The sequence below is a fragment of the Rothia sp. HMSC065C12 genome (assembly GCF_001812085.1).
GTDB lineage: Bacteria > Actinomycetota > Actinomycetes > Actinomycetales > Micrococcaceae > Rothia > Rothia mucilaginosa.
This window is the reverse complement of sequence record NZ_KV807678.1, coordinates 35070-60878: the sequence shown is the minus strand read 5'-3', so window position 1 is coordinate 60878 and position 25809 is coordinate 35070. Positions and strand designations below refer to the sequence as shown.

Here is a 25809-nt window from a genome sequence, read left to right as displayed (position 1 = left end):
CCGTGTTCCCGAATGGTTTTTCTGTTCGGGAGCACGGGGTTCTGTTTGTCGAAGTTCAGCATGCTGGGTTCTTAGCGGCTGGTCAACCTGGGAAAACCCTCAGAACCTTCAAGTCTCTCTTGAGTGTTCCTGACATCTGTTCAACCCTTTGCTAGGGTGAGAGTGTCCCCTGAATCGACGGGGATATTCGACCATTTCTCATTGGGTTGGCGCAGATTCGACGAAGATTCCTCACCACCTTTTAGAAACTGCATCGGCGCGATGGGTTCGACCGATAAGGAATGATTATGTCCGCTCTTCCGAATTTCAAGGCTTCGTCCTTCTTCCGTGCAGCACGGGGTTGCGGTGCATTGGCGTTGGCTGGCGCGATGGTTCTGCCGATGTCTCCTGCGATTGCTCAGAATGTTGTTGCGGATGCTCCTGCGGCGGCTGTTGCTGGTTCCCTGCCGGATCATCGCGTCCGCGAGAATCCTGTTGCTACTTCTGATGAGTTCGCTCCTCATTGGAGCTACAACGCTTTGAAGGATACCGGTAACGATCAGGTTCTGAACTTCTCTGGTTGGGGTTTTAAGGGTGATATTAACTCCCCGAAGGGTGTTCAGATTGTTGTGCGTGAGAAGGGCTCGAACACCCCCGTCCTGGCTATCAGCGACATTATCGAGTACAACGACCCCGAGTATTCGTCCCAGTACCAGCATGGACTCCTCAACGGTAACGTTAAGATTCCCGCTAACACCCTGGATACGGCGAAGCAGTACACCGTTGAGGTGTGGGGCAACAACGGCTACGAGGGCGACGAGTTCATTACCCCTGTCGTAGGTAAGGCACCCGAGGGCCGCGGCACCCTGCTCGCTTCTCAGGCGCTGAACTTCAATGGTTCTGATGGTTCGCAGGCTGCGGATGTTCCGGGCGCTAAGGCCACCCAGGAGTCTACCCCGACGTTCGAGGTTCTGTACGACGGCAAGGCTCAGCTGCTGTACACCTCCGAGGGCGGCGCCGTTCACGTGAAGGGTTCGGGTTTCACGAAGGAATGGCGTGAGAAGCACGGCAACGTAGCAGTTTATATTGCCGCTTCTCAGGGCGTTCCCGATGGTAGCCTTCTGCCCGCTGATGGTACGCCGCTCCGTTTTGAGGAGGGTAAGGACTTCACCATTGCCGAGGATGGCACCCTGGATGCTCAGCTGACCGTCAAGCCGGGCGCGCTGCTGAACTACTACGAGCCTCGCAACTACTTCCCTGGTATCCCGCGTTACGAGGTGCGTTACGAGGTTGACCTGGTTGCTGAGAAGCAGGGCGACTCCCAGCTGACGGTTAAGGACCTGTGGGCTGGTAAGAACGTGGTGCAACGTATTGCGGTGCAGACTCAGGCGTACCGCCCTGAGAAGTTTGCTCCCAAGGTGGAGTACAAGGCTCTGGGCGACACCACCGCGGATCAGGATATTTACTTCTCGGGTACCGGCTTCTACGGTGAGATTGCTTCCCCCAAGGGTGTTCAGTATGTAATCCGTGAGAAGGGTTCGAACACCCCGGTTCTGGCAACCAGTGACCTTATTGAGTACAACCACCACGACCGAGCCTTTGAGTTCGTGAACGGTGAGCTGTCCGGTAGCGTCAAGGTCCCGGCGAACACTCTGGATCCGGCGAAGAAGTACGTCGTGGAGGTGTGGGGTAACAACGGTTACGAGGACGGCGAGTTTGTCGCTCCCGTGGTGGGTAAGGCACCCGAGAGCCGCGGTACTCTGCTGGCTTCTCAGGACCTGAATTTTAAGGGTTCTGATGCGTCCAACACTGATGATAAGAAGCCTAGTCTGACCGATGAGCAGCGCAAGGAACGCGCTACCCGCGGCGAGCTGGCGGTGGCTCTGTACCTTCAGGCTGGCGCGCCCGAGGTGAAGCTGCCTGAGACGTCGCCCTGGCCGGATGTGAAGACTGACGACCCGAACTACGCTGCGTACATTTGGGTTCGTGAGAAGGGCATCAGCTACGGCTGGTCGGACGGCAAGTTCCACGCGGACGCTGGTATCTCGAACGCTACCGTTGCGGCGTTCACTTACCGTGCGGCGGGTTCTCCTGCGGTGAAGGGCGATTCTCCCTATGCGGATGTTAAGCCTGGTGCTCCGTTCTACCGTGAGATTCTGTGGGCGAGCCAGAATTTGCCTACTGTGTACGGTGGTCACTATTTCCTTCCTAAGCAGTTGCTGACTCGCGGCCACCTGGAAACTGTTCTGACTGCTTTCCAGACTCGATAAGCTGGCCCGCTAAACTGGCTCTGCTTGTCGACACTAGTCGCACGAATAACCCCGTGTTCCCGAATGGTTTTCTATTCGGGAGCGCGGGGTTCTGTTTTCGGGGTTTAGTTTGCTGAGTTTAGCGTGCTGGGTTCTCAGTTCTTAGTGGCTGGTCAACCTGTGAAAACCCTCAGAACCTTCAAGTCTCCATTGAGTGTTTCCTGACATCTGTTCAACCCTTTGATAGGGTGAAAACGTCCCCGAAACCGATGGGGATATTCGACCACTTTTCTCATTGGGTTGGCGCAGATTCAACGGAGATTTCTCACCCCAGAAACCCTATGAAACCGCATCATCCCGATGGGTACGACCCGTAAGGATGATGTATGTCCTCGCTTCCGAACTCTAAGTCTTCTTTCCTCCGTGCGGCGCAGGGTTGCGGCGCACTGGTGCTGGCTGGAGCTATGGTTCTGCCGATGACTCCGGCACTCGCCCAGGATGCGGCACCTGTTGCTAATGCACCGGCGGCAAATGCTGTGACCCCCAAGCCGGTAGCTCAGGACGCCGCGGCACAGCCGACGTACTCCGCTGATTATGACGGCATTCTGTACACCGGCGAGGGTGGCACCGTGACTCTGAAGGGTACCGGTTTCACCAAGGAATGGCGTGAGCAGCACGGCACCGTTGTCTTCTACATTGCTGCTACGAAGGACCGCCCCGGTAACGCTGAGCCTTCCACGTCGATGCTCCGTTTTGAAGAGGGTAAGGACTTCACCATTGCCGATGATGGCACTTTTGAGGCGAAGCTGACCATCAAGGCTAAGGCTCTGGAGAGCTTCTACACTCCCATTGATTATTTCCCGGGTATCACCCTGGATGAGGTGCGTTACGAGACGGGTATTTTGACCGAGGCTAAGGGCCAGCCCCAGTCGAGCATTGAGGATATTTGGGCTCGCAAGAACGTTATCGCCCACCACCCGATGTACACCCGCGCCTACCATCCTGAAGTCATGGCACCTAAGTGGAAGTATGATGCCCTGAAGGACACCACGAAGGATCAGGAACTGCTGATTCAGGGTGAGGGTTTCGTTGGTGAGGAGCTGCCCGGCCGTGAGGGTGCCATGTACGTGATTCGCGAGAAGGGCACCGGCACCCCCGTCCTGGCGATGAGCGATATGAAGTCCTACTATGAAGGTCCCGATGGCGTAACCCGCCTGGAGGGAGGCACTCTTTACCGCACCATCAAGCTCCCCGCAAACACCCTGGATCCGTCTAAGCAGTACGTCATTGAGGCGTGGAGCGACTACGACTACGACCTCACCAAGAAGGACAGGCCCCTCATCACCCCGATTGTGGGTTTGGCGCCGGAGCACCGCGGTGTTCTTATGGGCCGTCAGGATCTGAAGTTTGAGGGTGTTCAGGACTTTGCGGATGCTACCGTACCTAAGGGAGAGTACAAGAGCCTGATTTCGAAGCTCACCTACCAGGAGCAGCAGCAGCGCGCTACTCGCGGCGAGTTGACTGCGGCTCTGTACGCTCAGGCTGGTAGTCCCAAGGTGAATCTGCCTAAGACTTCCCCCTGGCCGGATGTGAAGACCACCGACCCGAACTTCCCCGCCTACATTTGGGCTCGTCAGAAGGGCATCACCTTCGGCTGGTCTGATGGCAAGTTCCACGCGGAGGCAAGCATCTCGAACGCCACCGTTGCAGCGTTCACTTACCGTGCAGCGGGTTCCCCGGCTGTATCGGGCGTGTCTTCCTTTACCGATGTGAAGCCGGGTTCTGCGTTCTACCGTGAGATTCTGTGGTCCACTCAGCAGTATGTCATTAATCCGGATTTCGGCTCTTTTAATGCGACGGATCTGGTGAATCGTGGTCAATTGGAGCAGATGCTGTTCAACTTCCAGAACCGCGCCAAGTAGAACGGTGCAGGGTAGAACCGCGCTATGTAAGACGGACTAGTTCTAAGCTGAATACCCCGTGTTCCCGAATGGTTTTTCTATTCGGGAACACGGGGTTTTCTATGCCCGTTTTCTCTGCTTTTTTCTGCACCTATTTTTGGGTGCTCGCGGAATCATTGCGGCACAGAATTCAAAACTTTCAACTATTCCTTGAGATTTCTCACGACTTCTCATTAAGGGTTTGATATGCTGAGGCTACCCCCAAAACCGACGGGGATAATCAACGAATTTCTTATTGGGTCAGCGCAACTTCGACGGTGAAGAATCGGCCGGAAATCATCCTGCAGGAATTGCAAACATCCAATGGGACGTACCCTAAGGATGCTTTATGTCCTCACTTCCGAGTTCTAAGTCTTCATTCCGCCGTGCAACGCAGGGTTGTTGCGCGCTCATGTTGGCTGGCGCGATGGTTCTGCCGATGACTCCGGTGCTAGCTCAGGATACAGTACCGGTCACTAACAATTCTGTCGCTAACGCGCCGGTTGCCAATACCGCTTCCCCGGTTTCTCAGGACGTCACGGATGGCCCGTCTTTCACCATTGATTATGGGGAGGGTGCGGCTTTGTACACCGATAAGTACAACGAAATTACGGTGAGGGGCACCGGCCTCACCAAGGAATGGCGTGAGCAGCACGGCAAGGCAGTCCTTTACATTGCCGCCACAAAAGATCGTCCCGGCAACACTGAGCCTTCAACGTCGGTGCTTTTCTTTAAAGAAGGTTGGCGTTTCCCTATTGCCGATGACGGCACTTTTGAGGCCACCCTGACTATCAAATATGGCGACTTGGCTACTTTCTACGACCCCATCCGTTATGATGCCCCGAATTTCCGCTGGGAAGAGGTGCGTTATGAGATTGGCATCCTTACCGTGGGCGAGGATCAGCCGTGGCCGACCATTGAGGATATTTGGGCTCGTAAGAATGTAGCTATCCACCAGCCGATATATGCCCGTCGCCATCCTAAAATTATCGGGACCCATTGGAGGTACGATGCCCTGAAGGACACCGCGAAAGATCAGGAGGTGATGATTGAGGGTGAGGGTTTCAGCGCGAATGAACTCCCCGGCCGTGAGGGTGTCATGTACACGATTCGAGAGAAGGGCACCGGCACCCCCGTCCTGCTCATGAGCGAGATGGAGCGCTACTACGATCGTGGCAATGGCACACTTCAGCTGTGGGGAAATGCTGTTTACAAAACCATCAAAATTCCCGCGAACACTCTGGATCCGTCTAAGCAGTACGTCCTTGAAGCATGGAGCGACTATGGCTATGTCAGCCAGACGGATAAGACTCTGATTACACCGCTGGTGGGTTTAGCGCCGGAGCACCGCGGTGTCCTTATGGGCCGTCAGGACCTGAAGTTTGAAGGTCTTAAGGAATTCACGAATGTATCTTTACCCAAGCCCAAGTATAAGCACCTCTTCTCAAAGCTTAGCGATGAGGAACAGCAGCAGCGCGCTACTCGCGGTGAGCTAGCTGCGGCACTGTACCTTCAAGCTGGCGCCCCCAAGGTGAACCTCCCTGCAGTCTCCCCGTGGCCGGATGTAAAGACAGACGACCCGAACTACGCTGCGTACATTTGGGTTCGTGAGAAGGGCATCAGCTTCGGCTGGTCTGATGGTAAGTTCCATGCGGATGCAGGTATTTCACGCGCTACTGTTGCGGCGTTCACCTACCGTGCAGCAGGTTCCCCAGCTGTTTCCGGTGTTTCTTCGTTTACGGATGTGAATCCGAGTTCCGCCTTCTACCGTGAGATTTTGTGGTCTGCTCAGCATGGTGTCATTAACCCGCAGAGGGGTATTTTTGAGGCGACCACGATGGTAAATCGTGGTGAGCTGGAGCAGATGATGTTCATTTTTCAGAACCGCACTGACTATGGTGGGCTGGTTCTAGTCTGAGTCATAACCCCGTGCATCCTGAGAGTCTTCTTCTCACCGGGTGCACGGGGTTCAGCTTTTACCGGCTGATTAACCTGTGAAACGCCTCAAAACTTTCAAGCTTCCCTTGAGTGTTCTCTGACATCTACCTGAGGGTTTGATAGGGTGAAAATGTCCCCGCAACCGACGGGGCTTTCAACCACTTTTCTCATAGGGTGTGTGCAGATTCAACGGCGAATTCCCTACCCGCCGTTGAGCCCGCAGAGCCCTGCGAGAAACAACTTTAAGGATGTCTTATGTCCTCGCTTCCGAATTCTAAATATTCTTTCCTCCGCGCCGCTCAGGGTTGCAGCGCGCTGGCGTTGGCTGGTGCTATGGTTCTGCCGTTGGCCCCGGCACTGGCTCAGAATGCAGCTCCTGCCGCTGATGCCGCTGTTGCTGCCGCTACCCCGCAGGTAGCCGACCAGGACGCTGCGGCTACCCCGACCCTTGAGGTTTCCATCCCTGACGGTTACAAGTACGACGGTGTGAACCCCGTCCTCGTCACGACTGAGGGCGGTACCGTTCATGTGAAGGGTGCGGGTTACACCAAGGAGTGGCGTGCTCAGCACGGCACCGTGGCGCTGTATATTGCCCCCGCGAACTACGCGCCCTCTGGCTACGAGATTCCGACTTCGAAGATGCTGCGCTTCGTGGAGGGTCAGGACTTCACCATTGCCGATGACGGCACTTTTGAGGCTGACCTGAAGGTTGAGGCGTACAAGCTTGCTGCCTACTACTTCATCGATGATGACAACTTCCACGACCCGACCGGCGGCACCAAGTACGATGTCCTCTACGAAATTCGCGTGGTTGCTGAACAGAAGGATCAGAAGCCGCTGACCGCTCAGGAGCTGTGGACCAGCAAGAACGTGGTGAGCACCCAGGTGCTGAATACTATGGGCGAGAAGCCGGCGCCGTTCGCACCGCGCCTGGGTTACAACGCTGTGACTGACCCCGCAAAATCACAGGATCTGAACGTTGGTGGCCAGGGGTTTAACGGCGATATTCACTCCGTTAGGGGCGTTCAGCTCGTGGTTCGTGAGAAGGGCTCGAACACCCCGGTTCTGGCAACCAGCGACATTATCGAGTTTGACCACCCCACCCAGTCTTCGGCGTACCGTGATGGCAACCTGAACGGTACCGTGAATCTTCCGGCAAACACTCTGAATGCTTCGAAGAAGTACGTGATTGAGGTCTGGGCTAATGACGGTTACGGCAATAACGGCAAGCTGATCGCACCGGTCGTGGGCAGGTCCACCAAGGGCCGCGGTACCCTACTCGCATGGCAGGACCTGGACCTGAACGGCACGAACGGTTATAGGGATGCTAACCTGCCCAACGCTCAGGACCCCAATGAGGACGATAACCAGAACCCTGATCCTTCCGACGAGAAGCTGGAGACCCTCGCTACCCGCGGTGAGCTCGCAGCTGCCCTGTACATTCAGGCGGGCACCCCCGAGGTGAAGCTGCCTGAAACTTCTCCCTGGCCGGATGTGAAGACCACCGACCCGAACTTCCCCGCGTACGTGTGGGCTCGTCAGAAGGGTATTACCTTCGGCTGGTCGGACGGCAAGTTCCATGCTGATGCAGGCATTTCGAACGCTACCGTTGCGGCGTTCACCTACCGTGCGGCTGGTTCGCCTGCGGTTAAGGGCGACTCCCCGTACAGTGATGTGGCTCCCGGTTCGGCGTTCTACCGTGAGATTCTGTGGGCTCAGCAGAACAAGGTGGTGCTGAACGCTAACGGCGCTTTCGATGCTCAGTACATGGTGACTCATGGTGAGTTGGAGACTCTGATTGAGGCGTTCCAGGCTCGCGCTAAGTAAGGTCGTTTAGACCGCCCGCATCCCCTCGGGTTTTACCTTGAGGGCGCGTGCGGCGCGTCGGATAACTCTCTGGTTCCCCGTGCTCCCGAATGGTTTTCTGTTCGGGAGCACGGGGTTCAGCTTTTAACAGCTACCGCTGTGTGAGATTTCTCGAAACCTTAAAGTACTCCTTGAGTGTTTCCTGACAATCGTTCAACGCTTTGATAGGGTGAGAATATCCCCGAAACCGACGGGGCTTTCAACCACTTTTCTCATAGGGTGTGTGCGGATTCAACGGTGAGCTCCCTACCCACTGCTGAGCCCGCAGAGCCCTGCGAGAAACAACTTTAAGGATGTCTTATGTCCTCACTTCCGAACTCTAAGTCTTCATTCCTCCGCGCGGCTCGGAATTGTAGCGCACTCGCACTGGCGGGCGTGATGGTCCTGCCGCTGACCCCGGCGTTAGCCCAGGACGCAGCGCCCACCGCAAACGCGCCCGTTGCTAACGCACCGACTGCCAATACCCCCGCCCCTGCAACTCAGGATGTCGCGGATGAGCCGTCTTTCACCGTTGTCTATGAGGATTACTACTACCAGGACGGCCGTGACGTCTTCAAGCAAGAGGGCGACGGCCTGTACACCGGTGAGGACAGTAAAATTACGGTTCTGGGCACCGGCTTCACCAAGGAGTGGCGGGAGCAGCACGGCAAGGTTGTCATCTACATCGCGCCCGAGGAGAACGTCCCCTATAACGCTCTGCAGATTACCGACACTCTTCTGCGGTTTGAAGAGGGCAAGGACTTCACCATTGACGATGACGGCACCTTTGTCGCCCCTCTGAATGTTGAGGCTAATACTTTGCCGAGTTACTACACTCTCACGGAGTATTTCCCGGATATGACTCTGGACAAGGTGCGTTACGAGGTTGGCATCCTCGCCGAGCCCGAGGGCCAGCCGCAGTCGACCGTTCAGGATATCTGGGCTCGCAAGAACGTTGTGACGCATCACGGTCTGAGCACCAATGATTATCACTTCGACACCTTCGCACCTAAGTTGAAATACGACGCTTTGAAGGACACCACGAAGGATCAGGAGCTGCTGATTCAGGGTCAGGGCTTCGTAGGGACTGACATCCCCGGCGTTGAGGGCATGATGTACGTCATTCGCGAGAAGGGCACGGGTTCCCCCGTCCTGGTTATGAGCGAGATGAAGCGTTACGCCCACGGTGATGATGAATACGAGACGGGCCTGGAGGGAGGCTTCGCTTTCGTCAATCTCAAGATTCCCGCGAACACGCTGGATCCGTCCAAGCAGTACGTCATTGAGGCGTGGAGCGACTACGGTTACCCCAGCAAGACGGATAAGACTCTCATCACGCCGATGGTGGGTTTTGCCCCGGAGCACCGCGGCGTTCTTTTGGCGCACCAGGATTTGAAGTTTGAGGGTGTCCAGCGGTTCACGAATGCTTACGTACCCGTAGAGGAACGTATGTACTTTTCGACATCGCTGAACGACGAGGAACAGAAGCAGCCTGCCACCCGCGGTGAGCTGGCTTCCGCCCTTTATGAGATGAAGGGCAGCCCCAAGGTGGACCTTCCTGAAGTCTCTCCGTGGCCGGATGTGAAGACGGACAATCCGAACTACGCCGCCTACATTTGGGCTCGTGAAAAGGGCGTTACTTTCGGCGGACCTGACGGAAAGTTCCACGCGGAGGACGGTCTCACGAATGCAACCGTTGCCGCAATGATTTACCGTGCGTCTGGTTCACCGGAAGTATCGGGTGTTTCGTCCTTCCCGGATGTTACGCCGGATTCCGCGTTCTACCGTGAGATTCTGTGGGCTACCCAGCAGAATGTTATTACTCCCGAGACCGGCATGTTTGAACCGAATCATGCTGTGACCCGCATTGAATTGGACTGGATAACGTTCTATTACTGGCATCGTGTTATGCACCCTACCACTACCGGCCTGTATCGCATTGCTAACTAAGTAGACCGAGCCGGTTCTAGCCCGGGCACCTCGTCACAACGGACGGGGTGCCCGGGCTCTTACGCATTGAGGGAATCTGCGCGGATTCTTCTAGAGTTCTCTCCCCTAGAATTCTCGCCCTAGAGTTCCCATGCGGGGGCTGCGGCGGTGCTTGCCGAGTGCGCGTCCTGACCGGTTGCCACGCCGGTGGAGACGGTGAAGTCCCACGGGTCGGTGTTCAGTGCGGACAGCTTCGTTTCGATAGCGAAGCCGCGCTCAGCGAGCAGGGCGCGCAGGCGGTTTGCCGCCGACTGCAGCCAGAGGGATTCGCTAGCTGCATGGGAGCAATCAATCAGGGCGATGTTGCTACCGTCAACTCGTGCGGTTTCGCGGAATTCGCTGGCGGGGTGGTGGCGCAGGTCGGCGGTAATGTACACCTGCGCGTCAGTGGCGCGCACAGCGTCGAAGAGGGAGTCACCGGCACCACCGCAGAGGGCGACGCGGCGGATCGGCTGGTCGGCGCGTCCGGCGATGCGCAGGCCACCGGCGGTTGCGGGTAGTGCCGCAGCGAGGCGTTCTGCAAGCTCCTTGAGGGTGATTTCTTCGGGCAGAGTGCCGAGGCGGCCGGTGCCCACCGCGTGTTCCTGCTCGTCGAGTACCTGGGTCTGCGCTTCGGTGAGCGGTTCGCGGTCGATGAGGCCGATAGCGTCACAGAGTGCTTCGTTTACGCCTTCGACGGCGGCATCTGCGTTGGTGTGTGCGCCGAGCAGGCCGCATCCGCCTTCGATGAGGGTGTGCAGAACGTTGCCCTTGTAGTCGCTGTCGGGGATGAACTTTGCGCCGCGAAGCAGCAGCGGGTGGTGGGTGATGAGTAGCTGCGCGCCTTCGGCTACAGCTTCTTCGGCGGTGGCGGTGAGGGCGTCTACTGCGAAGAGCACGGTGTTCACTTTGGCGGCGGCGCGACCGGCGACGAGGCCGGAGGCGTCCCATCCGGCGGCGAGCTGCGGCGGGAAGAGCGTGTGGAAGGCGTCAACGACTTCTGCGAGGGTGGGGGTTTCTAGTTTTTCAGTCATACCTCTATTGTGGCAGGTGGCGCGGCGGTAACTCAGGAATATTATGCAGCCCTGCAGTGTTCTTCAGGTAGCATGGTTTTACAGTTCAAGGAGGAATCATGACTGATATTGTTCTTGCCGGCGGCTGTTTCTGGTGCCTGGATGCGGTATACCGCCAGTTCCGCGGGGTTGAGGCGAGCGTCTGCGGCTACACGGGTGGCGAGACTCCCGACCCTGATTATCGTTCGGTGTGCTCGGGTGCGACCGGCCATCAGGAGGCGCTGAAGCTCAGCTTTGACCCGCAGGTGATTGACCTGGATACGGTGTTGGATATTTTCTTTACGAGCCACGACCCGACCAGCTGGGATCGTCAGGGCGCGGATACCGGTTCGCAGTACCGTTCGGTTCTTTTCTACGCGGATGAGCAGCAGCGTGAGGCGTTTGAGCGTGCGGTGGCGCGTGCTCAGCAGCTGTACCCCTCCCCCATCGTTACGGAGATTAAGCCCCTGGGCGTGTTCTATGAGGCTGAGGAATATCACCAGAACTATTACGCGTTGAACCCGGCGCAGGGCTATTGTGCGTTTGTGGTAAGCCCGAAGGTGGCTCACGCGCGCCGTAATTTTGCGCATCTGCTCCGTTAACTACTCTGCTAGCCGGTGGGCCCGGTTCAGCCGAGGCGTATTACGTTGTTCACCCCGTAGCTGTCTTTTGTTGTGTGGCAGCTATGGGGTGTCTTCATATGCGCCCGACTATTTGTTATTCGCCGGTGCTTTACGGTTGCTATAAGGTGCGCCCGGTATGATGGGGGTGTCGACTCACTCCCCACATCCGTTGACCTCACCGAAAGACTGCTGATGACTAGCCCCTCTTCTAAGCCCGTCGCCTTGAGCCGCCGCGCCGTGTTGGGTGCGGGCGGTGTTGGTCTTGCCGCTGTGTTGTCTGCGTGTGCGCGTACGGTGCATCCGCCGGTTGATGCTGCCACCTCTGAGTCAGCGAGCGCGAGCCCCTCTGCTTCGTCGACGTTGCCGTCTGCGAATAAGTCGTATCAGGGTAAGGTCACGTTCGATAACTTTGAGAAGAACGGCGAGTATGTGCCTGCCACGGCTGAGAAGAAGGCGCAGAATGTGCCCAAACCGATTATGCCGGAGAAGGTGCAGGAGCTGAGCATTGACGGTATTTATGCGCTGATTGGCTATTGGATTTCTAGCTTTAATTATTTGGCGTTGACGGGTGATATTGAGCCGTTGAAGAAGACGGATCCGAGTAGCGAATACTATAAGGAGCTTGAGCCGATGGTTAAGCTCTATGAGACGGGTCGCGGCTGGATTTACGATACGAGTGAGCCGATGTCTGTGTACCTGTTGACGGATACTCCCACGCAGGTTGAGGGCGACCGTATTCGTTATTTCTGGCGTGCTCGTTCCCTGGTTGATCAGAATGCGAAGAGGCATCTGACGGAGGGTGATAACCGCGATAAGTCGCTGGCTAGGGCAGAAGATTCTCAGGGTCAGGCGATGAGGATTGTTGTGGAGTATAAGGAGGGTGCTTGGTTTATGAGTACCCAGAAGGATAAGGATGCTGGTAAGAGCTCGGGTTCTGCGAGCACTTCGGCTTCCTAGTGCGCTAATTGCAGCTTTTTAGACCTTTCTTCGCAAAAGGATATAAGTAGTAACATTTGATATCTATATGCGTGTTTACGGTATGATATGGGTGTCAACTCACTCTATTTCCTTTGTTGACTTCTTTTGAAAGGCTGATAATGACGAGCCCTTCCCCCATATCTACCCGTGTGAGCCGCCGCGTGGCGCTGGGTGCGACCGCCGCTGGTGCACTTGCCGCGTTGACCGCTTGTGCTAGCGATATTCGCCCACTGGCTGATGGCTCGGCGTCTAACTCTACTTCCGGTTCTGCTAGTGCATCCGCGAGCGCTTCAGCTAGTGCCTCAGCTAGCGCTTCGCCTTCTGCTTCTTCCGGCAAGCATTATAAGGGCCTCGTGAAGTTTGATAACTTCGAGAAGAACGGCGAGTACGTTCCGGCGACCGCCACTCATAAGGCGCAGAACGTGCCCAAGCCCCTCGTTCCGGCGAACATGAACGAGCAGAACGTTGACGGTATTTACGCGTTCGTTGGTTATTGGTTGGCGAGTTCCAACTATCTGCTAATGACCGGCGATACTGAGCCGCTGCAGAAGGTTGAATCTGCGGATGCACTGGAGAATTACCGGAATTTGACGGTTGCCTATGAAAATAATGCGGGCTGGCTCTACGGTGCGGATACTCCTATTACTCTTGAGTTGCTTTCTGATTCACCGCAGAAAATTTCCGGTAGCCGAATTCGCTATGACTGGTTGGGATACATGAGTTACAGCGCAGACATGAAGATTCACGCTGAAGGTCAGGGCCCTGATGAACCCTTTATGGAGGATAGCTCGCGGGAACTGACGAAGGTTGGTGTGGAGTACAAGGACGGTAAGTGGATTATGCTCACCGGCGATGAGAGCTCTTCTTCGGCGGCTTCCGATTCTTCTTCGAGTTCTTCTTCTGTCTAAGCACCTATCCTATGGGTAAGGTCTAACGGCTTAAGATAGGCTTCTCTCTCTCCCCCCCCCCGGTAATGCACCGTGGGCGGGGGTTTCTTTATGCCGGAACTCGGTGATGCTTTGCTGCGGCATTTAGATTGCTTTGCAGCGGTATTAGGTTGCTTTGTCATCGGCACTCGATGACGGCTACTGCCGGGTATCTGCGTGTTTGCCGGTATGATGGAGGTGTCAATTCACTCAATTTCCTTTGCTGACTTCTTTTGAAAGGCTGATAATGATGAGCCCTTCCCCCGTCTCTGCTGGTGTGAGCCGTCGCGTGGCGTTGGGTGCTACCAGTGCCGGCGTACTGGCGGCATTGACTGCGTGCGCTAGCGATATCCGTCCGCTGGCTGATAGTTCCCCCTCCGGTGAGGCCTCGGCGAGTGCGTCCGAAAGCGCATCCGCGAGCGCTTCGGCATCGGCTTCGTCTTCCTCTTCTGACAAGTCCTATAAGGGCCTTGTGAAGTTCGATAACTTCGAGAAGAAGGGTGAGTACGTTCCTGCCACGGCTGAGAAGAAGGCACAGAATGTGCCCAAACCTCTCGTTCCGGCGAACATGAACGAACAGAGTGTTGATGGCATGTATGCGTTCATTGGCTACTGGCTGGCGAGCTTCAACTATGTGCTGATGACCGGTGATGCTGAGCCGATGAAGAAGGCTGACCCTGCAGATGTGTATGCGAAGAGCCTGCAGGAATTTACGTTGATGTACGAGAGTGATCTGGGCTGGATGTACGGTACGGACACCCCGGTTACTATGGAGTTGATTAGTAGTGCACCGCAGAAGCCTTCCGGTAGCGGCACCCGTTACTACTGGCCGGGCTACATGAACTACAGCGCAGATGCGAAGATTCATCGTGAGGGTAAGTCTGACCTACCTTTTAAGACGGCTTCTAGCCCGAACGGCAAGCTGATGAAGGCTGCTGTGGAGTATAAGGACGGTAAGTGGTTTATGCTTACCGGCAATGAGGGCTCTTCTTCGGCGGCTTCCGGTTCTTCTTCTAACTCTTCTTCTGTCTAGACCTCACCTTAACGGTTCAGGCCTAACGGTTTAAGATAGGCTTCTCCCCCGCCTGCGGTCATGCACCGTGGGTGGGGGTTTCTTTTGCCAAAAACCCAGGGAACACTCAGGGGGAAACCCTGCGGGTGTTCGGGGTCGGCTGAGAGTGCCTCGGGTACGCTTAACGTATATACATTGACGTACTACATATGGTCTTTACCTGCAGGTTTGAGCCTCGTGCTGACGGCTTTGTGGGTGAAGGATCCGACGAAGGACTTCCGATGACTACTTTCTTCACTCGACGTACCGCTCTGGGTGTTGCTGTTGCGGGTGCACTTTCTGCGTTGACTGCGTGCGCTAGCGATATTCGCCCGCTGGCTGGCAGTACCGGCTCGGCTTCTCCGTCGGAGGCGGCGACCACCTCCGAATCTGCGTCTGCATCGGCGTCTGCTGGCGCATCGGCGTCTCCTTCTGCTTCGGCGTCTGCGAGTGCTTCTGTAGCCTCGGGCCTTCCGTCTTCGGGTAAGTCCTATAAGGGTCCAATGAAGTTTGATAGCTATGAGAAGACCGGTGAGTACGTTCCGGCGAGCGCTACGCAGATGGCTCAGAATATGCCGAAGCCTGTTCCTCCGGCGAATATGAAGGAGCACAGCGTTGATGGTGCGTATGCTTTCTTGAGTTTCTGGCTGGCGAGCTTGAATTACCTCATGATGACGGGTAACCCTGGTCCAATTGAGATCGTTTACCATGATGGTTACGGCTGGGAGAAGTATCCCAGCACGATTAAGCTGTATGCGTCGGGTTTGGGTTGGGTGTACGGTACGGAAACTCCGTATATTGTTGAGCTGCTGACGGATGCGCCCCGTGAGGTGCCGGGTAGCAATAATACTCGCTTTATTTGGGAGGGCTATTCCTATATGGATCCCAAGATGATGCGGCATTACAATGGTCAGCCGGAGAAGGCGACGAGCGCTGATGAGTCGAAGAAGAAGGTGGCGAGGTTCCGACTGGATTACAAGGACGGCAAGTGGGAGTTGTCTAGCGCCGCATAGTTGCCGTATTGCTGAAGGTTCCCTCGCATGCTGACTTCTCATGATGGAAGACCCCGCACCTGGTAAAACGCTGGGTGTGGGGTCTTAATTTTCTGAACATTCGAAGTGGTCACGGGGCTATTTGGTGGCTCTCGGGTAACCTTAAAGGTGTATACATTGACGTACTGATAGGTCTTTACAGGGCGTCTACGCCTGCTCTGGCGCATGGTGTTTTTATCTGTTCTGTATTGGTTCCAACGAAGGGCTTCCGATGACTACCTTCTTCACTCGACGTACTCTCCTGGGCGTGGGTGCGACCGGTATTCTTGCAGCGCTGACTGCGTGCGCTACTGATATTCGTCCGCTGTCGCAGGGTTCCGGCGGTTCCTCTGGTTCGGCTTCTAATGCTGCTTCTGGCGCTACTTCTGGCGCGGCTTCCTCTTCTGTGAGCGCCTCGGCGTCACCTTCTCCTACCGATGATCACACGCCCGGCTCATACGTGGGCCCGATTAAGTTCAATAACTACGAGCGGAGCGGCACCTACATTCCGGCGAGTGCGGAGGCGCCGGCGCAGAACGTGCCGAAGCCTCTTATCCCGGAGAAGATGAAGGAGAACAGCCCCGAGGGTGCTTACGTTCTGATGGGTTATTGGCTTGCTTCCCAGAATTATCTGATTCTGACCGGCGATGTTGAGCCGCTGATGAAGGCGGATCCTGCGAAGGCTTTTTTGAGGAACTCTAGGACCATGATTAAGCTCTACGAGTCGGGTCTGGGTTGGATTTACGGTTCGGATCAGCCGTACAAGATTGAGATTGCGGAGAATGAGCTTCAGCCGGTTGCTAATAAGCAGGACCGTTATGAATGGCTTGTGACTGTTGCTTATGATCCTGCCGCTAAGTACCACATTGAGGGTGAGCCTGATGCGACTATCGTTGAGGAGGAAAAGACGATTCCTCGCACGACGAAGTTCATCATGGAGTACAAAGAGGGCATGTGGCGCATGCTCTTGGACAATAACAGTTAAATTCCGCTCCTTCTGATACTCACCACTTAAGGATTTCTGATGACGACTTTCCTTTCTCGGCGTGCTGCCCTACTAGCTGCCGGTGCGGGCGCTATTACGATGCTGAGTGCCTGCTCCAGCGATATTCGTCCGTTGGCTGATAGCTCCCCGTCTGCTTCTGGAGAGGCTTCCTCTTCAGCAAATTCTAGCGCCTCTGCTAGCCCCTCCGCTTCTGCTAGCTCATCCTCTGCGGATGGTTCTTCTGAGAAGTCTTATCTGGGGCCGGTAAAGTTCGATAACTATGAGAAGAAGGGCGAGTACGTCCCCGCGGATGAGACGCACAAGGCGCAGAATGTGCCCAAGCCCCTCCCTCCGGCGAATATGCATGAGAAAACCATTGATGGCGCATACTCTGCCTTTAGTTTTTGGCTTGCCAGCGTCAACTATCTGGTGCTCACCGGTGACGATGAGCCGTTGAAGCAGGCTGACCCCTCCGGCAGGGATGTGAAGTCTTTCCATGATTACGTGACTTTTTATGAGTCCAATGAGGGGTGGTTTTACGGTTCGGAGCATGCGCTTCAGGCTGAGATTATGACCCCGCAACCTGAGAAGGTATCGGGTAGCGACTCCCTCTACTACTGGCGTATCACGCTATCCAAGGACTCTAAGGCGATGATGCATGTTGAGGGTAAGGGAAACAGGCCTATGTACCAGAACACTTCCATGGAGCCTGAGCTTTCCGACCTGAAATTGTCGTATCAGGACGGCAAGTGGTTCACTTACCCCACCAAGGTACATGGACAAGGCTCTGCGAGCCCGAGCACCAAAGCATCCGATGAGGCTAACGCTAAGAATGCCTAGAGCATCTTTGCTGAGTCCGTCTTAGGGGCGGGGATTCACCTCGCTTACAGGCGCATAAGATTTATGGCTTAGGCCCATGACCCTACGCACTACTTAAGGATTTTTCATGGCAACTTTTCTTTCTCGACGTGCCGCACTAGCGGCTGCTACCGGTGCCGGTGCGGCTGTAGCGCTGACTGCCTGCGCTAGCGATATCCGCCCGCTGGCTGATAGCTCTTCTTCTCCTTCCGGTGAGGCTTCGCCTTCGGCAAGTGCTTCTGAATCTGCGAGCGCATCCGCTTCAGCGTCTGCCGCTGATTCCGGCAAGAAGTCGTATAAGGGCACGGTGAAGCTCGACAAGTACGAGAAGAACGGCGAGTACGTTCCTGCCACGGCTGAAAAGAAGGCACAGAACGTGCCGAAGCCTGTTGTTCCGGAGAAGATGAACGAGGCAACCGTTGAAGGCATGTACCAGTTCCTCAGCTACTGGCTGGCGAGCTTCAATTACATGTTTATGACGGGCGATTACGAGCCGCTCAAGAAGGCGGACCCGTACTCCCACTATGCGAACGAGGGCAGCAATGCTGTTATCATCTACTCTTCCGGCAGGGGCTGGGTATACGACACGGATGCGCCGGTTACCGTTCAGCTTCTGACCGACGCCCCGAAGAAGGTCGCGGGCGGACCCAACCGCTACGATTGGCTCGGACGCATCATCTATGACCCCAACGCGAAGATCCACATTGAGGGTCAGGACCCCGCTCCCCTAGTCGATGGATCCACTAAGAGCGAGGCAACCAACTTCGCGGCGGACTACAAGGACGGCGCGTGGTACATGCTCAGTGATGAGGATGCTGATGCATCCTCTTCCGAGAAGAGCAGCGCTAGCGCCTAAAACCCGCCTCTAAGCGGCTGGTTCTAAAAGTGAGGGAAGCTCCCGTATGCAGTTGAGATTGCATGCGGGGGCTTCCTCTTTACCTACGTGCGGTGGCGATGTTCCCTTAAGCGTTCATGAGCGGACTTTGAACATGCGTCAGTTCCTTCGGGTACGCTTAAAAATACACTGACAAACCGTTTAGGGGTTCTCATGCCTACTTTCGTTACTCGCCGCACCGCCCTGGGCGTTGCTACCGCTGCCGCGCTCGCTTCCCTGACTGCCTGCGCAAGTGATATTCGCCCGCTGGAGGACCCGAGCATAGTTGACCCGATGCGCCCCTACAAGGGCGAGTTGAAGTTCAATAGCTACAAGTCCACCGGAACCTACCGCCCCGCAAGCACCACGAAGAAGGCGGAGAACCCGCCCATGCCCGTTCCTCCTGAGAACATAAAGTCGAAGACGATCTCGGGCATGTATGCGGCGCTGGGCTACTGGCTCGCAGCCCTGAACTATCTGACGGTTACCGGCGACGCTGCCCCGTTCAAGGACGTGGACCTAGACGGTATCTACGTACAGAAGATGAAGATATACGTAGACTTGTACGCGAAGGATGAGGGGTGGATGTACGGCACCGATACGCCGCTCTTGGCTGAGCTGATCGATGAGACTCCACAGAAGGTTGACGATGAGCAGTACCGTTGGAAGGGTATTGGCCGTAACCATAAGGCCGCCGTTCTCCATTACGTACCGGAGGACAGGGATATTCACATTGCAGATACGAGCGGCAGCTCTGCTAATGATGAGGTCACTTTTGTGTTGAATTATCGGAACAATACGTGGATGGTCACCATTGAGACGAAAAGCTCTTCGACAGCTACCCCCGACTCCTCGGGCGGAAGCAATTCTGGCCTCAACGTTTAGGATGCAGTGGCATAGACACCGACACCACGTACACCTAACAAACAGCACTTTTCGTTAGCTAACGCAGTTTTTGTAGCATTTTCCCAGGTTTGATCCCCAAGAAATCATAAACATATCCAAATACACTAAGGTACTCTGAAATAGATACACCGATAATCTATTGAAGGGTACCTTATGTCTACCTTCGTGACCCGACGCGCCGCCCTTGGCATCGCCGCCACCGCCGCGCTCGCCTCCTTGACCGCCTGCGCAAGCGATATTCGCCCGCTCAGCAACCAGAGCACGCCCGATACACAGCGCTCCTACAAGGGCGACTTGAAGTTCAACGGCTACGAATCACGCGGCACCTACATTCCCGCAACCAGCTCGAAAAAGGCGGAGAATCCACCCAAGCCTGCCCCTCCTGCAGAGATGAAAGCCAAAACGACGGAGGGCATGTACGCTGCCATAAACTACTGGTTGGCTTCTTTCAATTACCTTATGATTACCGGCGACATTGAGCCGTTTAAGGCTGTGGATATAAACCGAAATGATATCTACAAGGCCGAACCTTTCGTCGAATTTTATGAGAAGAACACTGGCTGGGTGTACGGTACTGATGCGCCGTTCTCAGCAGAGCTGACCGAGGACGCTCCGCAGAAGGTTGACGAACAACAGTACCGCTGGCTGGGTGTTGGCCGGTATAACAAGGAAGCAAAGATTCACTACACAGATGGCAGGGAACTCACCATGGCCTCATTGAGTAGCGGCCCCGGTGATTATGAGTTCTTCTTTATCTTGGAGTATCAGGATGGTGCCTGGACGGTTCGGAATGAACCAGCCAAACTTACAACGAGCTCACCCAGCTCAAGCGCGAGCAGCTCCGGCACCTCCATTTAGAACCCCGGTCATATCGTAGTCGTGCGAAAATCTCTGTGCCCCGTGTTTTTCGTCATCTACCGCCGCTTTTACGGCATTGAAGGCGCACACAACATTGGGCTGGCCGCTCCCCTGCGATATTCTGGAATTAGTTCAATACCGGCACATACTTTATTCACCTCAGAAAGAGCCCCATGTCTACCATGTATACCCGCCGCACCGCCCTGACCGCACTGGGCCTGGGCACCGCTGCACTTCTTGCCGCATGTTCCTCAAAGTCCTCCGAATCTTCAGCAACCGCGAGCGCATCCGCACCCGAGTCTTCGGCATCCGCGAGCGCTACCGCATCCGTCTCCCCCACCGCGGAGGCAACCACCACCATTGAACCCGGCCCCAGCATGAAGGGTGAGGTCGTTCTTGCCGACTACTCCTCCACCGGCACTTTTGAGCCCGGCACCAAGGAGCACAAGGCAGTGAACGTCGCGATTCCCGTGGAGCCGGCGAAGCTGCGTGAGAACAGTGTTGAGGGTCTGCACGCGTTCATTGCGTACTGGCAGGCTACCCTGAACTACCTGCTGCTGACCGGTGACGGTGCACGCTTCACGAACATTGACCACACCGGCGATTACTCGACTGTGGCTGAGTTCTTCCAGAGCATGTACGCTTCGGAGACCGGCTGGGTTATTGGTTCGGAGCGTCCGATGGTTCTGTCGTTGACTGCTGACCGCCCGACCAAGGATACCCGCACCGGCTACTACACTTGGGCAACCGATATGGTGATTGATGGTGCTGAGGGTGCTGGCGTGTACAGCAAGACCAATGATCGTGTGCAGCCTCTGACTGAGGTGTTCAAGTACCCCGGTAAGCCGGTGGCTGGTCAGATTGTGGCGCATTACCAGGACGGCACTTGGCGTATGGTGCGTCGCGCTCCGGGTACTGCTTCTGCTTCGCCGGTTCCGTCGCTGAGCCCGAGCGCTTCGGCTGAGGGTTCTGCCTCTGCGGAGGCTACCACTGCTTCTGCTGAGGCATCGGCACAGTAGATTCAGATCCCCTTTATACCGCTGAGAAGCCACATGTGTTTCGAGAAGCCACCATTATGGTTGCTTTTCGAAACACATGTGGCTTTTCGCTTTTATTCTTTCTTGAATAAAGACAGATATAAACAAAAAAGCCTTGATTCCGAAAAATCAAGGCTTTTTCCTAGTGTGACCCCAACCGGATGGGTACGGTGATGAGGGCGCATAATGCCGAGCGCGCGAGGGATTTCATTATGCGTCCGAATGCCACGCCGTAAGAAGTGGCGGGGCATGATGCCGAGCGTGCGAGGAAATCCATCATGCCCCGGAGTGCCGCGACGTAAGGAGCGGCGCCGTGAGAGGCTCACGGCGGCACCATAGAATCTGGGCTCAGTTTTGCCCGATAAACAAATAAACCCTCAGCCAGAAGACTGAGGGTTTATTTCCTAGTGTGACCCCAACCGGATTTGAACCGGTGTTGCCGCCGTGAGAGGGCGGAGTACTAGGCCGCTATACGATGGGGCCATGAGATTTACATCTCTTTTACCAGGTCTCCCTGGCAACACATATAACTATACAGAGGTTCCCAGAAACAACCAAATCGAAAAGTGGTGAATTGAATCACATATTTTACACTTAGTGCAAGACCCCCGGCACAGACTCTTTTCCAGCTACACCAGGCATTCCCCCGACTACCTCAAGCAGGCTGCCTCAAGCACCCGCCGCGCCTACCTCCAGCTCAATCAAGCACGACAGTATCAGGGCACAAAAATGCGCCCCGCACAGTGTACGGGGCGCATCCGCTCAAACTAGAGCAAGAAACTATGCCTTACGGCGGCGAAGCACCATCACAGCGGCGCCAGCAATCAGCGCAAACGCACCAACAGCAGCCAGGCTCAGAACATTCTGAGCACCGGTCTTAGCCAGCGAGCCCTTGCTCTGAGGCGCAGACTTGGTCGCCGAAGCGCTCACCTGAGAATCCGAACCGGAGCCCTTAGACTGACCCTCAGACTTCACCGAAGAAGAGTTCTTCAGCGGCGCGGTCTTCGCGGTGGTTCCCAGCTGGTCGTTAGCTTCCTCAGCCTTCGACTGCTCACCCTTCGACTGTTCGCCCTTAGGCTGCTCAGCTGCCGGCTTCTTTTCTACTGCAGCAGATGCGGAAGGCGATGCCGAAGCATTGGTCGGGAATGCCGGCTCGTCAGCCTCGTCGCGATTATCTGCATTACCGGCATCCTTCGCATCGTTAACAATCAGCGAAACAGCCGAATCGTAATTGCGGTTGGTAGCCACATCAGAACCAGCGGTGACGGTACCGAGCATGTAGCCCTGGCTGTACTGCATGGTGTTCGCCGGAACACGCAGAGTTGCCTCGAAGGAGTACTTGCCGGTGCGTGCGTTGTAGACAAACGCGCTCGCAGGAACGACAGTGGAGACCTTCTGAATGTTTGCCAGTTCGCTATCGGTCAGTTTGTCGTAACCCATCGACCATTCGCCTTCCTTGACGAGGAACAGGCGAATACCTTCTGCCGGGGGCTTCTCAAAGTCGTAGCCGGAGACGTGGAAGGTGTAGGGGCGGGTAATGTCGACGGTGCCCTCAGCGAAGTTCAGGGTGGGGTCAATCAGCACTGCGGTAGCCTGCTTCGGGTAGCCCTGGAAGGGAACCTTAGCGGGGTTAATGGTCGCGGTGGAGGTGAACTCACCCTCGGAAACCTCGGCGTAGAACTTCACGATGGAGTTCGGAACCAGCTTCTGCTGCGAGGAAGGAACAGCCTTGCCGTTACGATCCACGGTCGCCTTGGAGGTGTAGGTGTCGGTCATGGTGCCGTCGCCGGTCTTCGAGTTCAGCACGTAGGGCACAGCCGCGGTGGTGTTAGCGATATCCTGCTTGTCCACTGCGATGACGGAGCCGTCCTCGGTGACGGTCAGGTCGTTAGCCTTACCGCCGTTCATCTCAACCTCACCGATTACGCGGTCGGTCTTAGCGTCAAAGATAGCGATCTTGCCGGTACCGAAATCGGTCACGTACACCAGGTCGCGACCCTCGTCGTTCTCCATGGACAGCGCCTGGGTGCCGAACTTGACGAACTTCTTGAACGCACCGGTGGTCAGATCGTAGACGGAGATACCGGAGTTCACGCCATCCACACCCTGCGAGGAGACGTAAATTTCGTTCTCGGAGTGGTCAATAGTGACGTCAGAGGGGCGAACCTCAACGGAGGAGTTCTCGCCGCGGGTCTGAATAACCTGCTCGGTCTTGAACGTATGAGTGTTGATCACGAAGACCTTGCCGCCGGTGCGCTCGGGCACGTACAGCTTGTCGCCGTCAACGGTCATGTTCATGCCGATGTAGCGGGTACCACCGTTGGGGGCACCTTCCAGCTGCAACTTGGTGACCTCGAAGGTCTTCATGTCGATTGCGGACACATAGTAGCGGCCGGTCACGAACACCTTACCGGAGTTGTGATCCACCAGCACAGAGCGGGGGTGCTCAATCCAGTTCGGGTCACTCTCGGAGATACCGTGGTTAGTCCAAATCTGCTCCATGGTGCTCTGGTCGAACACAGACAGGGAGTTGTCGGTGGTGTTAGTAACCCACACGGTACCGGACACGTCATCAACAGTGATGCCATACGCGGAAATGTAGCCAAATTCGCCGTTCTTATCCAGCTCGAAGGGAAGCGCCGCCACTTCTTCAATCTGAAGAGTGTCTGCGTTGACACGAGCAATGGTGGAGGCGAGGTCGCCGCGGGCGCCCACGCCGACCATCCAAATCTTGTTGGTCGCCTTAGAGTATGCAACCTGGTACTGGCCGGGCAGACCCTGGGTAATCTGCGCGACGGACGCGGAGGTGTCAACAACGCGGCTCAGCGATGCGGTGGAAGGAACCGAGGCGCTGGAGGAAGCGGTCTGATGTGCGGTATTCGGTGCTGCGAAGGAGGCAGGGATCATGGCTGCGCCGGAGATTGCGAGCGCCAGGGAGCCAACAGCGAGCCCCTTCAGTGCTTTACCCGAGGAGGGAGTGAGGTTCAATGTGTGTCCTTCAAATGTGTAACGGAAGTGCTCACATGCCGCATGCGAATGCTAACGAGACACCCGTGAATATGCGGTGACATATTCGACGGCACGAAAAGCAGAAATGCAGGTAACGCATAAATTTACCTACCTTCTAATCCTCAGTGTTTTCCCAGGAAAATACAAGCAGCGACGTGGGTGTGTTTTGTGTTTTTATGAGCGACCCCCAAATTCACCTTCAGTATCACGTGAAGGTTGAGGCGATTTCAGGGTTTTTCCTTGCTCTTGCGGGCAAAAACCCTGGTTGCCAGGGGGTATTGTGATGCTTTTATATTTACACATTAATGTAAAAGTTTAGGTGAGGTGCATCTGCGATATTCACCACGGGTTACACATTTTCTCGACATTCAAAACCTATATTTTTACAAGCGTGTGCACATATATAAATATTTACTGTATAAGTTACCCAGAATAACCCCAAGCGGGCACACAAAAGGCGGGTACCCCTCCCCCAGATTCGAAGAATCCGAAAGAGAAAATACCCGCCTTCTCACGCGTTACATCGAGCATTTACGCCCGAAAACTAAACGCTACGCTTATGCCTTGCGGCGGCGCATCACCAGAGCAGCACCCGCAATCAGAGCCACAGAAGCGAAAGCAACCAGCGGCATCACAGCATTAGCACCGGTGTTCGCCAAAGCGCCACGCGAAGAGCCAGCCTGCGAGGAGCCTGCGTCGCTCTTAGCTACCGAGGAACCACCGAGGGAAGAATCGGAACCGCCATTCTTCACAGCCGAACCGGACTTATCAGCCTTCACAGCATCCGGAGCAGACTTGGAGTCCTGTGCACCGGTCTTAGAGTCAGACTTCGAATCAGACTGAGATGCCTGATCCTTGGAGGTCTGGTCCTTAGCCTCTGCGGTGTTCTCGGACTTAGCGTCAGACTTCTTATCCTCGGACTTAGCGTCCTCAGACTTCTTATCTTCTGCCTTCTTGTCCTCAGCCTTCTTGTCCTCAGCCTTCGGGTCAGCCGGCTTCGATTCCTCAGCCTTCACACCGGTCACCGTCGGGTAACCCGCGAAATCCAGCGAAGTCGGGGTGATACCCACCGGAGCTGCGCTCGCGTCGGTGTCCTTCACGCCAACCTTGAACTTCAGAATCGAGTTAGCCTTCAGCTGCTGAACCGATGCGGGAACGTCGTTACCCTGGCGATCCTTGGTGGGCAGGGTGGTGTACTCGCTGGCGGTGGTGATTTCGCCGGTGGTGCCGTTGAGCACGTAGGGCAGGGTCACCTTCTCGTCGCGGTCCTTCTTGTCAACAACCAGTACGGAGCCGTCCTTGAGCAGGGTCACGTCGTTCGCGGCTGCGCCGTTCATCTCAACCTCGCCGATGACCTCGTCAGCACGGCCGTCGAAGACAGCCACCTTGCCGGTACCGAAGTCGGTTACGTACACCAGGTCGCGGTCCTCATCGTGCTCCAGAGCGAGCGCCTGAGTGCCGAACTTGACGAACTTCTTGAATTCGCCGGTGGTCAGGTCGTACACGGAGATACCGGAGTTGACGCCCTTCACACCCTGAGAAGAAACGTAAATCTCATTCAGCGAGTGGTCCACAGCAACGTCGGAGGGGCGAACCTCAACGGTGGAATCCTCACCCTGAGTCTGGATGGTCTTCTCAACCTTGAAGGTCTTGGTGTCCACGACGAAGAGCTTGCCGCCGGTGCGCTCGGGCACGTACAGCT

General features: G+C 55.8%; 19 protein-coding genes and 1 tRNA gene. 16 read left to right on the top strand and 4 right to left on the bottom strand.

Annotated elements, in window-relative coordinates:
- The first annotated feature begins 287 nt into the window (after window positions 1–287).
- The 5 genes from HMPREF2836_RS04555 (at window position 288) to HMPREF2836_RS04535 (ending at window position 9901) form a co-directional block, all read left to right on the top strand.
- A complete protein-coding gene (locus tag HMPREF2836_RS04555; RefSeq protein ID WP_070629582.1) occupies window positions 288–2249 on the top strand; it encodes a gluconolactonase in 1962 nt (653 codons plus the stop codon).
- Window positions 2250–2614: 365 nt separating this feature from the next.
- Window positions 2615–4150, top strand: a complete 1536-nt coding sequence (locus HMPREF2836_RS04550) for an S-layer homology domain-containing protein (RefSeq protein ID WP_070629581.1) — start codon at window positions 2615–2617, stop codon at window positions 4148–4150.
- Window positions 4151–4517: 367 nt separating this feature from the next.
- A complete protein-coding gene (locus HMPREF2836_RS04545) occupies window positions 4518–6086 on the top strand; it encodes an S-layer homology domain-containing protein (RefSeq protein ID WP_070629580.1) in 1569 nt (522 codons plus the stop codon).
- A 275-nt stretch (window positions 6087–6361) separates the two neighbouring features.
- Entirely contained in the window at window positions 6362–7933 is a 1572-nt protein-coding gene (locus tag HMPREF2836_RS04540; protein ID WP_070629579.1) for a gluconolactonase, read from the top strand.
- A 339-nt stretch (window positions 7934–8272) separates the two neighbouring features.
- The gene (locus tag HMPREF2836_RS04535; protein ID WP_070629578.1) at window positions 8273–9901 is read left to right on the top strand and encodes an S-layer homology domain-containing protein; all 1629 of its coding nucleotides are present in this window, start codon (window positions 8273–8275) and stop codon (window positions 9899–9901) included.
- A gap of 119 nt (window positions 9902–10020) precedes the next feature.
- Here HMPREF2836_RS04535 and HMPREF2836_RS04530 read toward each other — a convergent pair whose 3' ends face one another.
- Window positions 10021–10953 carry a Nif3-like dinuclear metal center hexameric protein gene (locus HMPREF2836_RS04530; protein WP_070629577.1) on the bottom strand — a complete coding sequence of 311 codons (933 nt, stop codon included), beginning with the start codon at window positions 10951–10953 and terminating at the stop codon, window positions 10021–10023.
- Between the two features lie 98 nt (window positions 10954–11051).
- On the opposite strand from HMPREF2836_RS04530, the gene msrA reads away from it, so the two are divergent.
- The 11 genes from msrA to HMPREF2836_RS04475 all read left to right on the top strand — a co-directional run bounded on the left by msrA (window position 11052) and on the right by HMPREF2836_RS04475 (window position 21080).
- Window positions 11052–11573, top strand: coding sequence for a peptide-methionine (S)-S-oxide reductase MsrA (gene msrA, locus HMPREF2836_RS04525; RefSeq protein ID WP_070629576.1), 522 nt, complete (start codon window positions 11052–11054; stop codon window positions 11571–11573).
- 213 nt (window positions 11574–11786) lie between these two features.
- The gene (locus HMPREF2836_RS04520; RefSeq protein ID WP_070616697.1) at window positions 11787–12551 is read left to right on the top strand and encodes a DUF6318 family protein; all 765 of its coding nucleotides are present in this window, start codon (window positions 11787–11789) and stop codon (window positions 12549–12551) included.
- A gap of 140 nt (window positions 12552–12691) precedes the next feature.
- Entirely contained in the window at window positions 12692–13480 is a 789-nt protein-coding gene (locus HMPREF2836_RS04515; protein WP_083309164.1) for a DUF6318 family protein, read from the top strand.
- A 265-nt stretch (window positions 13481–13745) separates the two neighbouring features.
- On the top strand, window positions 13746–14531 hold the full coding sequence (locus HMPREF2836_RS04510; protein WP_070629575.1) for a DUF6318 family protein: 786 nt from the start codon (window positions 13746–13748) through the stop codon (window positions 14529–14531).
- Window positions 14532–14791: 260 nt separating this feature from the next.
- Window positions 14792–15562, top strand: a complete 771-nt coding sequence (locus tag HMPREF2836_RS04505; RefSeq protein ID WP_070629574.1) for a DUF6318 family protein — start codon at window positions 14792–14794, stop codon at window positions 15560–15562.
- Between the two features lie 250 nt (window positions 15563–15812).
- Window positions 15813–16565: a DUF6318 family protein gene (locus tag HMPREF2836_RS04500; protein WP_070629573.1), complete on the top strand. Its 753-nt coding sequence runs from the start codon at window positions 15813–15815 to the stop codon at window positions 16563–16565.
- A gap of 39 nt (window positions 16566–16604) precedes the next feature.
- A complete protein-coding gene (locus tag HMPREF2836_RS04495) occupies window positions 16605–17405 on the top strand; it encodes a DUF6318 family protein (protein ID WP_005506301.1) in 801 nt (266 codons plus the stop codon).
- A gap of 106 nt (window positions 17406–17511) precedes the next feature.
- Window positions 17512–18279 carry a DUF6318 family protein gene (locus HMPREF2836_RS04490; RefSeq protein WP_005507528.1) on the top strand — a complete coding sequence of 256 codons (768 nt, stop codon included), beginning with the start codon at window positions 17512–17514 and terminating at the stop codon, window positions 18277–18279.
- Window positions 18280–18471: 192 nt separating this feature from the next.
- Complete coding sequence (locus HMPREF2836_RS04485; protein ID WP_070629572.1) at window positions 18472–19182, top strand: DUF6318 family protein; 711 nt, start codon at window positions 18472–18474, stop codon at window positions 19180–19182.
- A gap of 174 nt (window positions 19183–19356) precedes the next feature.
- The gene (locus HMPREF2836_RS04480) at window positions 19357–20061 is read left to right on the top strand and encodes a DUF6318 family protein (protein ID WP_070629571.1); all 705 of its coding nucleotides are present in this window, start codon (window positions 19357–19359) and stop codon (window positions 20059–20061) included.
- A 173-nt stretch (window positions 20062–20234) separates the two neighbouring features.
- Window positions 20235–21080 (top strand): DUF6318 family protein, encoded by an 846-nt coding sequence (locus tag HMPREF2836_RS04475; RefSeq protein WP_070629570.1) that lies wholly within the window; start codon window positions 20235–20237, stop codon window positions 21078–21080.
- 428 nt (window positions 21081–21508) lie between these two features.
- Here the strand turns inward: HMPREF2836_RS04475 and HMPREF2836_RS04470 are convergent.
- The 3 genes from HMPREF2836_RS04470 to HMPREF2836_RS04460 all read right to left on the bottom strand — a co-directional run.
- Window positions 21509–21581, bottom strand: a tRNA-Glu gene (locus HMPREF2836_RS04470).
- A gap of 297 nt (window positions 21582–21878) precedes the next feature.
- Window positions 21879–24086 (bottom strand): LPXTG cell wall anchor domain-containing protein, encoded by a 2208-nt coding sequence (locus HMPREF2836_RS04465; RefSeq protein WP_070629569.1) that lies wholly within the window; start codon window positions 24084–24086, stop codon window positions 21879–21881.
- A gap of 578 nt (window positions 24087–24664) precedes the next feature.
- Window positions 24665–25809 (bottom strand): YncE family protein (locus HMPREF2836_RS04460; protein ID WP_141752117.1); only part of this gene is annotated, 1145 nt, incomplete at its 5' end.

Coding starts and splice junctions, on each gene's coding strand:
- HMPREF2836_RS04550 (WP_070629581.1), top strand. CDS start 2,615: ATGTCCTCGCTTCCGAACTCTAAGTCTTCTTTCCTCCGTGCGGCGCAG.
- HMPREF2836_RS04495 (WP_005506301.1), top strand. CDS start 16,605: ATGACGACTTTCCTTTCTCGGCGTGCTGCCCTACTAGCTGCCGGTGCG.
- HMPREF2836_RS04480 (WP_070629571.1), top strand. CDS start 19,357: ATGTCTACCTTCGTGACCCGACGCGCCGCCCTTGGCATCGCCGCCACC.
- HMPREF2836_RS04555 (WP_070629582.1), top strand. CDS start 288: ATGTCCGCTCTTCCGAATTTCAAGGCTTCGTCCTTCTTCCGTGCAGCA.
- HMPREF2836_RS04530 (WP_070629577.1), bottom strand. CDS start 10,953: ATGACTGAAAAACTAGAAACCCCCACCCTCGCAGAAGTCGTTGACGCC.
- HMPREF2836_RS04475 (WP_070629570.1), top strand. CDS start 20,235: ATGTCTACCATGTATACCCGCCGCACCGCCCTGACCGCACTGGGCCTG.
- HMPREF2836_RS04535 (WP_070629578.1), top strand. CDS start 8,273: ATGTCCTCACTTCCGAACTCTAAGTCTTCATTCCTCCGCGCGGCTCGG.
- HMPREF2836_RS04520 (WP_070616697.1), top strand. CDS start 11,787: ATGACTAGCCCCTCTTCTAAGCCCGTCGCCTTGAGCCGCCGCGCCGTG.
- HMPREF2836_RS04490 (WP_005507528.1), top strand. CDS start 17,512: ATGGCAACTTTTCTTTCTCGACGTGCCGCACTAGCGGCTGCTACCGGT.
- HMPREF2836_RS04545 (WP_070629580.1), top strand. CDS start 4,518: ATGTCCTCACTTCCGAGTTCTAAGTCTTCATTCCGCCGTGCAACGCAG.
- HMPREF2836_RS04510 (WP_070629575.1), top strand. CDS start 13,746: ATGATGAGCCCTTCCCCCGTCTCTGCTGGTGTGAGCCGTCGCGTGGCG.
- HMPREF2836_RS04485 (WP_070629572.1), top strand. CDS start 18,472: ATGCCTACTTTCGTTACTCGCCGCACCGCCCTGGGCGTTGCTACCGCT.
- HMPREF2836_RS04500 (WP_070629573.1), top strand. CDS start 15,813: ATGACTACCTTCTTCACTCGACGTACTCTCCTGGGCGTGGGTGCGACC.
- HMPREF2836_RS04515 (WP_083309164.1), top strand. CDS start 12,692: ATGACGAGCCCTTCCCCCATATCTACCCGTGTGAGCCGCCGCGTGGCG.
- msrA (WP_070629576.1), top strand. CDS start 11,052: ATGACTGATATTGTTCTTGCCGGCGGCTGTTTCTGGTGCCTGGATGCG.
- HMPREF2836_RS04540 (WP_070629579.1), top strand. CDS start 6,362: ATGTCCTCGCTTCCGAATTCTAAATATTCTTTCCTCCGCGCCGCTCAG.
- HMPREF2836_RS04505 (WP_070629574.1), top strand. CDS start 14,792: ATGACTACTTTCTTCACTCGACGTACCGCTCTGGGTGTTGCTGTTGCG.